We start from the raw sequence: 13,266 nt of genomic DNA, 5'->3' as shown, positions 1-13,266 counted from the left end.
ACATGGGTGCGCCCTGGAACCAACGTGCGGCGCGCCGGGCGCGCCGGCTGGAACGGCTCGCGCCGCTCACCCGCGGCCGCGAAATCGCTGCCGCCGACATGGTCGCCGCACTGGAAGCCGCTATCGAGCCGGGCGATCGCGTCTGCCTGGAAGGCAACAACCAGAAGCAGGCCGACTTTCTCGCGGAATCGCTGGCCGACTGCTCTCCCGAGCGCCTGCACGACCTGCACATGGTGCAGTCGGTTCTGGCACTGCCCTCGCACATCGACGTGTTCGAGCGCGGCATCGCGAACCGCCTCGATTTCTCGTTCTCCGGCCCGCAGGCCAACCGGCTGGCGCGGCTGGTACAGGAGCGGCGCATCGCCATCGGCGCCATCCACACCTATCTCGAACTGTTCGGCCGCTATTTCGTCGATCTCACGCCCGACGTATGCCTGATCGCGGCGCAGGCGGCGGACGCCGACGGCAATCTCTACCTCGGTCCGAACACCGAGGACACGCCGGCCATCGTCGAAGCGACCGCCTTCCGCCACGGCATCGTCGTCGCCCAGGTGAACGAGAAGCTCGCCCGCCTGCCGCGCGTCGACATCCCGGCCGACTGGACCGACGCCTTCGTGGTCGCGCCGCGCCCCAACTACATCGAACCGCTGTTCACCCGCGACCCGTCGCTCATCACCGAAATCCAGGTGCTGATGGCCATGATGGCGATCAAGGGCATCTATGCCGAATACGGCGTGCAGCGCCTGAACCACGGCATCGGCTTCGATACCGCGGCGATCGAACTGCTGCTGCCCACCTATGCCGAATCGCTGGGCCTGCGCGGCCGGATATGCAAGCACTGGGCGCTGAACCCGCACCCGACCCTCATCCCGGCGATCGAGGCGGGCTTCGTCGAATCGGTGCACAGCTTCGGCTCGGAAGTCGGCATGGAGAACTATGTCGCCGCCCGCTCCGACGTGTTCTTCACCGGCCGCGACGGCAGCATGCGGTCCAACCGCGCCTTCTGCCAGACCGCCGGCCTGTACGCCTGCGACATGTTCATCGGCTCGACGCTGCAGATCGATCTGGCCGGCAACAGTTCCACCGCCACGCTGGGCCGCATCGCCGGTTTCGGCGGCGCGCCGAATATGGGTTCGGACGCGCGCGGCCGCCGCCACGCCAGCCCGGCCTGGCTGCGCGCCGGCCGCGAGCGCGCCGGTGACGGCATCGCCACGCGCGGCCAGAAGCTGGTGGTACAGACGGTGGAAACCTTCCGCGAGCACATGGCGCCGGCCTTCGTCGAACGACTCGACGCCTGGCAACTGATGGAAGACATGGGCATGGATCTGCCGCCCATCATGATCCACGGCGACGACGTGACCCACATCGTGACCGAAGAAGGCATCGCCAACCTGCTGCTGTGCCGCAGCGCCGCCGAACGCGAACAGGCGATACGCGGCGTCGCCGGCTATACGCCGGTGGGCCGCGCGCGCGACGCACGCATGGTGGAGAACCTGCGCGACCGCGGCGTCATCCGTCGCCCCGACGACATCGGCATCGACAAGCGCGACGCCACGCGCGACCTGCTCGCCGCCCGCAGCATCAAGGATCTGGTGCGCGCATCCGGCGGCCTGTACGACCCGCCGCGCCGCTTCCGCAACTGGTGACCGGAGACCCGACATGGAACGCTTCACCCTCTCGCTGCCGAGCGTGCCCTGCACGCGTGCCGACGCGGCCGCCGCGCTGTGCGGCGTCGTGTCCTCCGGCAACCTCGAAATCCTGGTCGGCCGCGGCGGCGCGGCCGACCGCTGCGACATCGAAGTGAACACCTCGGCGCACGGCTTCCGCGACACCTGGGAGGCCGTACTCACCGACGCGGTCGCGCGCCACGCCGCTGGCGGACTCGCCCTCGCCATCAACGACGCCGGCGCGACACCGGCCGTGGTGAGCCTGCGCCTCGACCAGGCGCTGGAAGCGCTGGAGGACCGCGCATGAACCGCCCGCACCGACATTCCTGGTTCGAAGCCGACGCCCGAGCGCGCATCGCCGGCCTGGTCGACGCCGGCAGCTTCCGCGAACTGTGCGGCGCGCACGAACGTCTCACCAGCCCGCATCTGGCGGCGCTCGACCTGCCGGCCGCCTTCGACGACGGCGTCGTGGTCGGCGAGGCCACGCTCGATGGCCGGCCGGTGCTGGTCGGCGCCCAGCAGGGCGCATTCAATGGCGGTGCGGTCGGCGAAATCCATGGCGCCAAATTGCGCGGACTGTTCGAGCGCGCCCGCCGCACACGGCCGGCGGCGGTGCTGCTGGCCATCGATTCCGGCGGCGTGCGGCTGCACGAAGCCAATGCCGGCCTGATCGCCATTTCCGAACTGATGCGCGCACTGCTCGCCGCGCGTGCCGACGGCATCCCGGTGTACGGCCTGATCGGCGGCTCATGCGGCGCCTTCGGCGGCATGGGCATCGTCGCCCGCCTGTGCGACGCGCTGGTCATGTCGGAAGAAGGCCGGCTCGGCCTGTCCGGCCCCGAAGTGATCGAAACGGTGAAAGGCGTGGATGAATTCGATTCGAAGGACCGCGCGCTGGTGTGGCGGGTGACCGGCGGCAAGCTCAGGCGCAGCCTGGGTGACGCGACGATGCTGGTGGACGACGACATCGCCTCCTTCCGCGACGCCGCGCGTTCGCTGCTCGCGCGGCCGGTACCGGCGCGCGACCTGGCCGCGCTGGACGCCGACCAGCGGGCGCTGGCGCAGCGCGCGGCGCGCTATGCCGAGGCGCGCGACGGACTGGACATCTGGCGCGTGCTCGGCCTGCCCGACCCCGGCGCCATCCCGATGCTGGACGCGGCCGACTTCAACCGCTTGCTCGCTTCGCTCCCTTCGCCGACGGAGGCCGCATGAACACCCTGCTCGACCGCCTCTTCCCGACCGGCCACACGGTCGCCTTCGACGGTCACAACCTGTCCGGCCACGCCGAGTCATCCGCTGGCCGCGTGCACGTGATCGGCACGCGCGACCGCGCGGCGCTCACCACCGACATGGCGCTCAAGCTGTCGCAGGCGGTGCTCGACGCGGTACGCGCCGACCAGACGAGCGGCGACCCGCGCCCCATCGTGTTCATTGCCTCGACCCAGGGTCAGGCGCTGTCGCGCCACGAAGAGCTGCTGGGTCTGAATGGCTATTTCGCCCACATGGCGCGCTGCGTGGACCTCGCCCGCCGCAGCGGTCACCGGCTGGTGACGCTGATCCACGGCGAAGCGGTCAGTGGCGGCTTCCTCGCCTTCGGCCTGCTGGCCGATCGCATCTGCGCGCTGCCGGACGCCCAGGTGAAGGTAATGGATCTGCGCGCGATGGCGCGCGTGACCAGGATCGCGCCGGAGCGGCTGGAAGCGCTGGCGCAGAGCTCGCCGGTATTCGCGCCGGGCGCCGACAACTACGCGCGCATGGGCGCCATCCACGCGCTGTGGTCGGACGCCGACGACTGGCCCCAAGCATTGCGACAGGCCATCGACGAGGCGGGTGGCGAGGATAGCCGCGCCGCGCTCGGTCGCGAACGCGGCGGCCGCACGCTGGCGCACAGCGTCGCCGAACGCGTGGCCGGCGTCCCGCTCGGCACCTGACCATGCAGCGCCTGCGCCGTCACGATCTGGTCTGGCTGAGGGCCGGGGCGCCGATCGAGCCCGGCCCCTGTTGCGTCGACACGGCGGACGAAGTGGCGCACTGGCGTGCCGCAGGCCTTCCGCTGGTGTGCGCGCGCGGCGACGGGCTGCCAGGCGACCGCGTGCGGCTGGGCCTCACGCTGCCCGGCATCGGCACGCGCCGACGCGTATCGCTGGTGGCGGCGCGCGCCGACATCCTGCGCAGCGCAGCGCCACCGCCGCTGGCATCGCTGGCCGACACGCTGCCTGCGGCGTTCGCGGCGCCGATGCGGGCACTGGCGCTGCAGTGCGGCGCGCTGGGCATCACGCCGCGCGTCTATGGTTCGCTGCTGTGGCAATGGCTCAGCGGCGAGCCCTGTCTGCGCGCCGACAGCGATATCGACCTGCTGTTCGAACTCGACGATGCCGCTGCCCTGCCCGCACTGCTCGTCCTGCTGCGCAACGCCGGCAGCCTGATGCGCGTGGACGGCGAAGTCCGCTGCGGCGCGCATGCCGTGGCCTGGCGCGAACTGGCGGCGGCGCTCGACGGCAACGCCCCGCGTCGCGTACTGGCGAAATCGGACGAAGGCATTGCGCTGCTCGACGTCGGCGACCTGTGGCCGGCACGGAGCCGCGCCGCATGAACGCGCCGGCGCGGATCACCGCGGCACATGGCGCCATCGACTGCGAGCGCATCGGCCGGCTCGCGGTACGCAGCCTCTACCGCGAAGTCGCGCTGGCGCCCAAGCCCGGTCTGGTCAGTCCGGTCGATAGCGGCAGCCATGACGACATGGACATGTCCACCTTCTTCCGCAGCCTGTTCGCGCTGCGCCATTACTTCCGCGACATCGCGCGCGCGGGTGGCGAAGGTGCCGGCTTCGCGACGCTGCAGAGCCTGGGCCTGGCCGCAGAAGCGCAGATGCTGGCGGCCACCGGCGGCATCAACACGCACCGTGGCGCCATCTTCAACCTCGGCCTGCTGTGTGCTGCCGCCGGACGGCTGGCCGCCTCGGGATACGCAATCGCTGGCGCAGGCGTCGCGCATACGGTTGCCGAGTGCTGGGGCACCGACATCCTTGCTGCGCGGCCCGCCGACGGCGCGCCGCGGGCCGACAGCCACGGCCTGCGCGTCGCCCGCCGCCACGGCACGAGCGGCGCGCGCGAACAGGCGGCCGCCGGCTTTCCGGATGTCATCGACGCCGCGCTACCGACGCTGCGCGCGGTGCTCGCCGCACCGGGCAAGGCGTGCGAAACACGCGCCGCGGTGCAGGCGCTGTTCGTGCTGATCGCGCGTCTGGACGACAGCAATCTGCTGTGGCGCGGCGGTCTGCTCGGACTCGACTACGCGCAAGGTGCGGCACGCGCCTTCCTCGCCGCAGGCGGGGTGTTCGCGGCCGACTGGACGACGCGTGCGGAGGCGACGCACCGCGCCTTCATCGCGCGCCGGCTCAGCCCCGGAGGCGCCGCCGACCTGCTGGCGGTAACGCTGTTCCTGCACGAACTGGACAGCCTCCCGTGAGACTGATCGTGCTGTTCAGCGGCCAGGGGGGGCAGACGGCGGAGCATCTGTCCGAACTTCGCGCCGACGCGCAGACACGCCACATGCTGCCCGCGCTCGACACCCTGACCGGGGATGACCTGAGCGACAACGTCGCGGCGCAGACGGCCATCAGCGCACTGCATGCGCTGCGCTGGCACCGCCTCGCCGCTCGTCTGCCGCGCCCGCTGCTGTTCGCCGGCTATTCGCTGGGCGAGCTGAGTGCCTTCGCACTGGCTCGCGGACTGCCGACGCAGGACTGGCTGGCGCTCGCGGCGCGCCGGGCCGCACTGATGGATGCCGCGACCACGCAGCCATCCGGCCTGCTCGCGGTACAGGGCATGCCCGAAGCCGCGCTGCGCGCGGCGCTCGACGGCAGCGGCGCCAGCATCGCCATCCGCAATGGCGACACCCACTTCGTCATCGGCGGGCCCGACGCACTGCTGTCCGGGCTGGAACACGCGCTGCCCGAGCGCGGCGCGCGGCGCTGCGTGCGGCTGGCCGTGCGCACGCCGTCGCACACCCCGCTGCTCGCCGCCGCACAGGCGCCACTGGCCGAAGCGCTCGCGCCATGGGCGTCCGGACGGCTGACCGTGCCGGTGCTCGCCGGCATCGACGGTCATGTTCAGCATGACGCCGCCACAGCGGTGCGCGCCCTTGCGGCCCAGGTCGCCCATCCGGTCGCCTGGTCGGCCTGCATGGACACCCTGCTCGAATACGCGCCGGACGTCGCCCTCGAAATCGGTCCCTGCAACGCGCTCGCACGCATGCTGGGCGAACGCGCGCCCGACCTCCCGGTGCGCTCTGTCGATGATTTCAGCGGCGATGACGCAGTAGTGGAGTGGCTCAACCGGATGGCCGCCTAGACCGCCGGGACTCAGCGCGCCGCGAGGCGCGTTCAAGGCTGCATCGCAGGCAATCCCGCCCACGAAGCCCTGCTCCGATGCCGGTTTCAGCAAGCTCTTGTGGGAGCGGCCTCTGGCCGCGATGCGGCATGTGCAGCCCGCCGGCGTCGTTTGAGGTTGCATCACGGGCAAGCCCGCTCGCCCTCACCCCTGGCCCCTCTCCCACTGATGTGGGAGAGGGGAGTCGGGCACCGTCGTCGATGTGACCCTCGCCCGCATCCGCGGGAAAGGGTGGCGCGCAGCACCGGGTGAGGGCCAGCGTCCTCAGCGAGCCGCAGGCTTCGTTCAAGGCCGCAATCGCGGGCAAGCCCGCTCCCACGAAACCCTGGCTCGCACGCGGTCAGGGCGCGCTTGGGTGGACCCGACAACCGGCTCCGTTCGTGGCCCGGGCGAGCTCTTGTGGGAGCGGCCTCTGGCCGCGATGCGGTATTGGCATGCCGCGGGCTTCGTTCGAGGCTGTATTCGCGGGGCAAGCCCGCTCGCCCTCACCCCTGGCCCCTCTCCCACTGATGTGGGCGAGGGGAGTCGGGCACCGTCGTCGATGTGACCCTCGCCCGCATCAGCGGGAAAGGGTGGCGCGCAGCGCCGGGTGAGGGCCAGCGTCCTCAGCGAGCCGCAGGCTTCGTTCAAGGCCGCAATCGCGGGCAAGCCCGCTCCCACGAAACCCTGGCTCGCACGCGGTCAGGGCGCGCTTGGGGGACCTGACAAACGGCTCCGTTCGTGGCCCGGGCAAGCTCTTGTGGGAGCGGCCTCTGGCCGCGATGGGCTTATGCGGACCGCCGGTTTCACCCCGGCTGCAGGCCCGCTTCGGCCAGCTCGGCGGCACGCAATACGGCGCGCGCCTTGTTCAGCGTTTCCTGCCATTCGCCTTCCGGGGTGGAATCCATCACCACGCCGCCACCGGCCTGGGCATGCAACTGGCCGTCCTTGATCACTGCGGTGCGCAGCGCGATCGCAACGTCCATGCCGCCATTGAAGCCGAGGTAGCCGACCGCGCCGGAATAGATGCCGCGCTTGACCGGCTCCAGCTCGTCGATGATTTCCATCGCGCGCACCTTGGGTGCGCCGCTCACGGTACCCGCCGGGAAGGTGGCACGCAGCACGTCCATCGCGCTCAGGCCGGGCTTGAGCACACCCTCGACATTGCTGACGATGTGCATCACGTGCGAGTACTTCTCGACCACCATGCGGTCGGTCACCTCGACCGAGCCGGTGGTGGCGACGCGACCGAGGTCGTTGCGGCCGAGGTCCACCAGCATGATGTGTTCGGCGCGCTCCTTCTCGTCGGACAGCAGGTCCTCGGCCAGCGCGCGATCCTCGTCCGGCGTGGCGCCGCGTTTGCGGGTGCCGGCGATCGGCCGCACGGTCACCTTGTCGCCTTCCAGCCGCGCGAGGATTTCCGGGCTGGCGCCCACGATGTGGGTGTCGCCGAGGTTGAAGAAGTACATGTAGGGCGACGGATTCAGCGCGCGCAGCGCGCGGTACACCGCCATCGGCGTGGTCGCCAGCGGCTTGCTCATGCGCTGCGACGGCACCACCTGCATGATGTCGCCGTCGAAGATGTAGCGCCTCGCCTTGTCAACCGCGGCGCAATACGCGTCGTGGCCGAAGCCGGACACCGCGGCCACCGATTCGCCGCGCGGCGTGTCCGGCTCGCGCAGCGGCGACCTCAGTCGCGCCGCCAGCGCGTCCAGCCGCGCCTGGGCACTCGCCAGCGCATCCGGCTGCGACGGGTCGGCATAGACGATGAAGGTGAGCCGGCCGGACAGGTTGTCGAACACCGCCAGTTCGTCGGACAACAGCAGGTGGATGTCCGGCACGCCCAGCGGGTCGGCCTTGTTCCAGCCGGCGTGCAGGCGGCGTTCGACATAGCGCACGACGTCATAGCCGAAATAGCCGACCAGACCACCGGAAAAGCGCGGCAGTCCCGGCAGGTCGGGCACGCGGAAGCGGCCGAGATAGTCCTGCACGAAGGCGAGCGGATCGGCCATTTCGGCGCGCTCGATCACCGTGTCGTCGCACAGCACCTCGATCCGTTCGCGCCTGACCACGATGCGGGTGCGCGCCGGCAGGCCGAGCATGGAATACCGGCCCCAGCGCTCGCCACCCTGCACCGATTCGAGCAGGTAGGAATACGGCGCGTCAGCCAGCTTCAGGTAGGCGGACAGTGGCGTATCGAGGTCGGCCAGGGCCTGGCGCGACACGGGGATGCGGTTGTAGCCGGCGCGTGCAAGCGCCTCGAATTGATCTTGATTCATGGACAGACCGGGGAGCGGTGTTTGAACGGGCGGCGCGGCCTCGCCGCGCACGCCTGACCGGGAGCGGACTCAGGCGCCGCGCCACAGGTACCCGTGCAGAGGCGCGCGGGCGCGGCTGCGGGCGGGTGTCTCCTTGAAAGGCTGGCTGTCCATTCAGATGTCGGTCGCAAGAACGACCCGATGGGGCAGGTCGTGGAGCGACGATAGTAGCCCATCGCAATCTTGCGCGTCCAGCGTGCGCCCCTCGCTGTAGCCCCATGGACAGCCCAGCACCGGCACTCCGGCGGCACGCGCGCAGTCGATGTCGTTGTATGAATCGCCGACATGCAGCAGTGCGCCCGGCGCCACACCCAGTTCGGCTGCAGCATGCAGCAGCGGCGCCGGATGCGGTTTCTTCTGCGGCAGCGTGTCGCCGCTGACCACGCTGCCGAAGAATCCGCGCAGTCCTGTCTGTTCCAGCAGCGGCAGCGTGAAATCGGCTGCCTTGTTGGTGACGCAGGCGAGACGGAAACCGGCCGCCTGCAGCGCGGCCAGCACCTCGCGCGCGCCGTCGTAGGGCGCCGTGCGCCGGCCGTTGTGCGCGCGGTAACAGCGCTTGAACACCTCGATCGCCTGCGCCAGCAGCGCGGCGTCCTGCGCCCGGTCGCCGACACAGCGCCGCACCAGGTCCGGAATGCCACGCCCGACGAATACCCTCACCTCCTGCTCGCTGCGCGGCGGCAGACCCAGCTCGACCGCCATGTCGTGCGCCGCCGCGGCCAGATCCGGCACCGTGTCGAGCAAGGTGCCATCGAGGTCGAAACTGATGCCGGCGACCGCGAAACGCTGCGCCATGCTCAGACCGTTGCGAGCTGTTCGCGGAAGGCGGCGATCACGCTGTCGTAACGATGGGGATCGCTCTCGCGGGCACCGCCGAACACCGCCGAACCGGCGACGAAGGTATCGGCGCCGGCGCGCGCGATTTCGGCGATGTTGTCCACCTTCACGCCGCCGTCGATTTCCAGCCGGATGTGGCGGCCGGTGCGGCACACGTATTCATCGAGCCGCGCGCGCACCGCGCGCAGCTTGTCCAGCGACTGCGGGATGAAGCTCTGGCCGCCGAATCCCGGGTTCACCGACATGATGAGCACGATGTCCAGCTTGTCCATCACGTGGTCCAGGTAGTTCAGCGGCGTGGCCGGATTGAACACCAGACCGGCCTGGCAGCCGTGGTCACGGATCAGCGACAGCGTGCGGTCGATGTGCTCGGACGCCTCCGGATGAAAGGTGATCACATTGGCGCCGGCCTTCGCGAAGTCGGGAATGATGCGGTCGACCGGCTTCACCATCAGATGCACGTCGATCACCGCGTCGGTATGCGGCCGCAGCGCCTGGCACACCAGCGGCCCGACGGTGAGGTTGGGCACGTAGTGATTGTCCATCACGTCGAAATGTATCCAGTCGGCGCCGGCCGCGATCACATTGCGCACTTCCTGGCCGAGCGCGGCGAAGTCGGCGGACAGGATGCTGGGGGCGATGACATAGGGCGGAGCGGACATGATGGACACACCTGTCGGGGACAAAGACGCAATTGTATCGAGTCCGGCCGGGCCGGCTGCCCGGCACCACGAAGTTTCATTGCATTCGCGTCCGCTCATGCGAAACTGTGCGTATCCACTCCCTTCCATTCCACGGCCATGGCTGATGCGAACAGATACGAAGTGACAGTGAGCGTGCAGGCTCACTATGTCGAGGAACAGTCCGATCCGGAAGAAAGCCGTTTCGTGTTCGCCTACACGGTGACCATCGTGAACAGCGGCAGCGTGCCGGCCCAGCTCATCAGCCGTCACTGGGTGATCCGCGACGCCAACGACACCGCACAGGAAGTGCGCGGCCTCGGCGTGATCGGCCAGCAGCCGCTGCTCAAGGCGGGCGAGAAGTTCGAGTACACCAGCGGCTGTGCGCTGAACACCCCGGTCGGCACCATGCGCGGCAGCTATCAGATGGTGGCCGAGGACGGCACCTCGTTCGAGGCCGAAATTCCGGAATTCACGCTGGCCATGCCGCGCGTGCTGCACTGATCCGGCGGGCGATGTCGCTCGCCTCCGCCTACACCGTCCTCGCTCCCTTCTACGACCGCGTCGTGTCCGGCGCCACGCGGCCGCTGCGCCAGGCCAGCCTGGCGCATCTTCCCGCCGCGCCGGCCGATGTGCTGCTGGTGGGCGTCGGCACCGGGCTCGACCTGCCCCATCTTCCGGCAGCGCACCGCTACACCGGCGTCGATTTCAATGCCGCCATGCTGGCGCGCAGCCGCCCGCGCGCATCCGGCCTGGATTTCGTCGCGGTGCGCGGCGATGCGATGAAGCTGCCGTTCGCCGATGCGTGCTTCGACTGCGCAGTGCTGCATCTCATCGTCGCCGTGGTACCGGACGGGCGCGCCGTACTGCAGGAGGCCGCGCGCGTGCTGCGCCCCGGCGGCCAGGCGCTGCTGCTCGACAAATTCCTGCGCCGCGGCCGCCCCGCGCCGCTGCGCCGGTTGCTGTCGCCGCTGGCCGCGCGCGTCGCCACCCGGCTCGACGTCGTGCTGGAAGACGCGCTCGACGGTCTGCCCTTCGGCGTCGTCAGTGACGATGCGGCGGCCTTCGGCGGCTGGTTCAGGCAGGTGAGGCTGCTGCGCACCTGAGCCGGTTCACGCCGCGTCACGCCCCAGGCGCCGCATCCGCGCATGCCAGCGCGCGCGGCCGGCATCGGTCATCGCATCGACGCTGCCGATCAGCGTGCAGCGCACCGGCTGGATGCCGACGAAGTGCAGGATGTTGCGCTTGAAGCTCATGACGCCGTGCGCCAGATAGACGCAGCGGAAGAACCATGCCGGCATGCCCATGGTTACCACCAGTCGCGCGGAGCGCCCGGTCAGCAGACGGGTGTAAGGGTTGCGCCCTTGCCCTTCGCCGATCGCGAAACCCGGGCGGAACACCTGCTCGAAGAAGGCCTTGAGCACCGCCGGCAGCGTGCCCAGCCAGATCGGGAAGAACACCACCAGATGCTCGGCGTCGGCGATCAGCGCCTGGGCCTTGGCGATGTCGCCTTCCGCCGGCGCCGACCATTCGGCTTTCGAGCGCAGCAGCGGAAAGGAGAGCTGGCTCACATCGATCACGCTGACCGCATGCGCCGCCTCGCGCGCCGCCGCGACATAACTGTCGGCCAGCGCGCGCAACAGCCCGGGGCGGGATTCGGGGTGACCCTGGATGACGACGATGCGGCTCATGACCGCACTCCTGCAATGCACACGCCGCCATCATGACCCGCCGGGAGCGTTCGGCCCTTGAGCGGGATCAGGGTCGGGTATCGAACGGAGGGCGTGCATTGCAGGCGTGGGACACGGCCGGCCGCCGCACACAAGAACTCGCCCGTACCGCAAACCGAGCCGAGGGTTTTGTGGGAGCGGGCTTGCCCGCGATGCAGCTTCGAACGAAGCCCGCGGCCCGCATCCGCCGCATCGCGGCCACAGGCCGCTTGTATGTTCTGCCGTGGCAAGCGTAGGAATAGCTTGTCGGGCGGAGGGACCCAGTCCGGATCTGACGGCAAGCACGTACAGACAGTGGGAGAGATGTCCCGCCCTCACCCCCCAAGCACCGATCAGGAATCCATCGGACCGTGACCGCGGTACCGTCCATCCCCTGCAAGCCAGTGCTGGTGGTGGAATCCCGACAAGCCTTTTGAACCTTTAGTCGGGAGGATCCCATCGTGACAAGTCAGAACGAGGCAGTGTGCTTTGGCATCGACGTCTCAAGCACTGGGCTGGACATCGCCGAGCACCCCAGCGCGCAGGGTAACGCGCGTCGAGCAACACCGCTGCGGCCATCCGCGGCCTGGTTGCGCACGCTACCCAGAGGTGCCCAGCGCATCGCCTGCGAATCGACCGGCAGCTATCACTGCACGCTCGTCAAGTTGCTCATCAAGGCCGGACATCAGGGGTTTTTCTGATCGACGGCTTCAAGCTGTCCAGGTACCGCGACACCGTGGGCCAGCGCGCCAAGAACGGATCGGCCACGACGCACGCCCTGATCGCCCGCTACCTTCGCGCACGAGGGCCACGGATCTGCGCCCGTTCTCGGCTCCCGGCGCCCGCGGTCACCGAACTGCGCAGCCCTGCTGCGTCCGTCGCGCGCAACCGTCGGGGTACGCAAGCCGGGGTCGCATCCGTCAGAGCCATGGAAGATCTTGGCCCGGCTTTGGTCGCGAAGTGCGTGTGGCTCTCGCGCGCGGCTCACCGCCTTGAATCAAACGGTTTTCGAACAGCCGCATCGCCTCGCTGATCAAACGAGAGCGGATGGACTGAACCGTACCGGCCGCATCCTGAAGATCGAAGGCGTCGGCGCGCTCACCGCTGCCGGCCTGTGCGCGGTGTTCCATCGCGCTGCCTTCAGCGGGTGCGGAGCGCCCTTCATCGCCTTCCTTGGCATGGACGGTCAGCGTGCGCCGATTCGGGCAAGAAGACGGGACGCCGTGCGCTGCAGCAGAGAAGAAGGGGACTCGGGAGATGCGCCGCGCTGCCTCTACAACGCCGGCCATGGCGCGCCAGCAGATCCACGACCTGGCAGCCGCTTCTACCAGCGCCATGCTCCAGCGCGGATTCAGCCGCACCCAGGCGCTGGTTGCGCTGGCAAGAAAAACTCGCTCGCGTTGCCTTCTCTGTGATGAAGAACGCCGCCGACTATGTCCCGAAACAACACGAAAACGCTTGCGCCGGAACATAGAATCTCCCACAACAGCTCGCACGGACCGCGAACGGAGCCAGGTTTTCGTGGGAGCGGGCTTGCCCGCGATGCAGCCTTGAACGAAGCCCGCGGCCCGCATCCGCCTCATCGCGGCCAGAGGCCGCTCCCACAAAAGCTCGCGACAAACACGAACGGAGCCTGGTTTTCGTGGGAGCGGGCTTGCCCGCGATGCAGCTTCGAACGAAGCCCG

15 protein-coding genes are annotated in these 13,266 nt (G+C 69.5%); 10 read left to right on the top strand and 5 right to left on the bottom strand.

The annotated features are described in order from the left end of the window. Positions 1-2 precede the first annotated feature (2 nt). From mdcA to A3Q7_RS0100605, 7 genes are read left to right on the top strand one after another with little or no spacing between them, the layout of a single operon-like run. A complete protein-coding gene (mdcA, locus tag A3Q7_RS0100635; protein WP_018409909.1) occupies positions 3-1,646 on the top strand; it encodes a malonate decarboxylase subunit alpha in 1,644 nt (547 codons plus the stop codon). Between the two features lie 13 nt (positions 1,647-1,659). After that, positions 1,660-1,974, top strand: coding sequence for a malonate decarboxylase acyl carrier protein (gene mdcC, locus A3Q7_RS0100630; RefSeq protein WP_018409908.1), 315 nt, complete (start codon positions 1,660-1,662; stop codon positions 1,972-1,974). Further along, on the top strand, positions 1,971-2,879 hold the full coding sequence (locus tag A3Q7_RS0100625) for a biotin-independent malonate decarboxylase subunit beta (RefSeq protein ID WP_018409907.1): 909 nt from the start codon (positions 1,971-1,973) through the stop codon (positions 2,877-2,879). The genes mdcC and A3Q7_RS0100625 overlap by 4 nt, the downstream gene beginning before the upstream one ends. Further along, a complete protein-coding gene (gene mdcE, locus A3Q7_RS0100620; RefSeq protein WP_018409906.1) occupies positions 2,876-3,598 on the top strand; it encodes a biotin-independent malonate decarboxylase subunit gamma in 723 nt (240 codons plus the stop codon). Before A3Q7_RS0100625 ends, mdcE begins: the two co-directional genes overlap by 4 nt. A 2-nt stretch (positions 3,599-3,600) precedes the next feature. After that, the gene (mdcG, locus tag A3Q7_RS0100615) at positions 3,601-4,260 is read left to right on the top strand and encodes a malonate decarboxylase holo-[acyl-carrier-protein] synthase (protein ID WP_018409905.1); all 660 of its coding nucleotides are present in this window, start codon (positions 3,601-3,603) and stop codon (positions 4,258-4,260) included. After that, positions 4,257-5,135 (top strand): triphosphoribosyl-dephospho-CoA synthase MdcB, encoded by an 879-nt coding sequence (mdcB, locus tag A3Q7_RS0100610; protein WP_026224328.1) that lies wholly within the window; start codon positions 4,257-4,259, stop codon positions 5,133-5,135. The genes mdcG and mdcB overlap by 4 nt, the downstream gene beginning before the upstream one ends. Beyond that, the gene (locus A3Q7_RS0100605; RefSeq protein WP_018409903.1) at positions 5,132-6,019 is read left to right on the top strand and encodes an acyltransferase domain-containing protein; all 888 of its coding nucleotides are present in this window, start codon (positions 5,132-5,134) and stop codon (positions 6,017-6,019) included. The genes mdcB and A3Q7_RS0100605 overlap by 4 nt, the downstream gene beginning before the upstream one ends. An 824-nt stretch (positions 6,020-6,843) precedes the next feature. Here the strand turns inward: A3Q7_RS0100605 and trpE are convergent. The 3 genes from trpE to rpe form a co-directional block, all read right to left on the bottom strand. Continuing rightward, positions 6,844-8,316 (bottom strand): anthranilate synthase component I, encoded by a 1,473-nt coding sequence (gene trpE / locus A3Q7_RS0100600; RefSeq protein ID WP_018409902.1) that lies wholly within the window; start codon positions 8,314-8,316, stop codon positions 6,844-6,846. A 153-nt stretch (positions 8,317-8,469) separates the two neighbouring features. Beyond that, positions 8,470-9,150 (bottom strand): phosphoglycolate phosphatase, encoded by a 681-nt coding sequence (locus A3Q7_RS0100595; RefSeq protein ID WP_018409901.1) that lies wholly within the window; start codon positions 9,148-9,150, stop codon positions 8,470-8,472. 2 nt (positions 9,151-9,152) lie between these two features. Continuing rightward, positions 9,153-9,854 carry a ribulose-phosphate 3-epimerase gene (gene rpe / locus A3Q7_RS0100590; protein ID WP_026224327.1) on the bottom strand — a complete coding sequence of 234 codons (702 nt, stop codon included), beginning with the start codon at positions 9,852-9,854 and terminating at the stop codon, positions 9,153-9,155. Between the two features lie 138 nt (positions 9,855-9,992). On the opposite strand from rpe, the gene apaG reads away from it, so the two are divergent. Both apaG and A3Q7_RS0100580 read left to right on the top strand, forming a co-directional pair. Beyond that, positions 9,993-10,376 carry a Co2+/Mg2+ efflux protein ApaG gene (gene apaG, locus A3Q7_RS0100585; protein ID WP_018409899.1) on the top strand — a complete coding sequence of 128 codons (384 nt, stop codon included), beginning with the start codon at positions 9,993-9,995 and terminating at the stop codon, positions 10,374-10,376. Positions 10,377-10,387: 11 nt separating this feature from the next. Next, entirely contained in the window at positions 10,388-10,978 is a 591-nt protein-coding gene (locus A3Q7_RS0100580; protein WP_018409898.1) for a class I SAM-dependent methyltransferase, read from the top strand. 6 nt (positions 10,979-10,984) lie between these two features. Here the strand turns inward: A3Q7_RS0100580 and A3Q7_RS0100575 are convergent, their stop codons facing one another. Further along, on the bottom strand, positions 10,985-11,563 hold the full coding sequence (locus A3Q7_RS0100575; protein WP_018409897.1) for an NAD(P)H-dependent oxidoreductase: 579 nt from the start codon (positions 11,561-11,563) through the stop codon (positions 10,985-10,987). 479 nt (positions 11,564-12,042) lie between these two features. Here A3Q7_RS0100575 and A3Q7_RS21000 point away from each other — a divergent pair, with 479 nt between their 5' ends. Continuing rightward, the gene (locus A3Q7_RS21000; RefSeq protein ID WP_232417750.1) at positions 12,043-12,282 is read left to right on the top strand and encodes a hypothetical protein; all 240 of its coding nucleotides are present in this window, start codon (positions 12,043-12,045) and stop codon (positions 12,280-12,282) included. Positions 12,283-12,501: 219 nt separating this feature from the next. Here the strand turns inward: A3Q7_RS21000 and A3Q7_RS20995 are convergent, their stop codons facing one another. Further along, on the bottom strand, positions 12,502-13,053 hold the full coding sequence (locus tag A3Q7_RS20995) for a hypothetical protein (protein ID WP_232417748.1): 552 nt from the start codon (positions 13,051-13,053) through the stop codon (positions 12,502-12,504). Positions 13,054-13,266: the final 213 nt, after the last annotated feature.

This window comes from Methyloversatilis thermotolerans (genome assembly GCF_000372885.1).
Classification (GTDB): Bacteria; Pseudomonadota; Gammaproteobacteria; order Burkholderiales; family Rhodocyclaceae; genus Methyloversatilis; species Methyloversatilis thermotolerans.
Note: the sequence above shows the minus strand (reverse complement) of the source record. Positions and strands in the feature narration are given on the sequence as shown.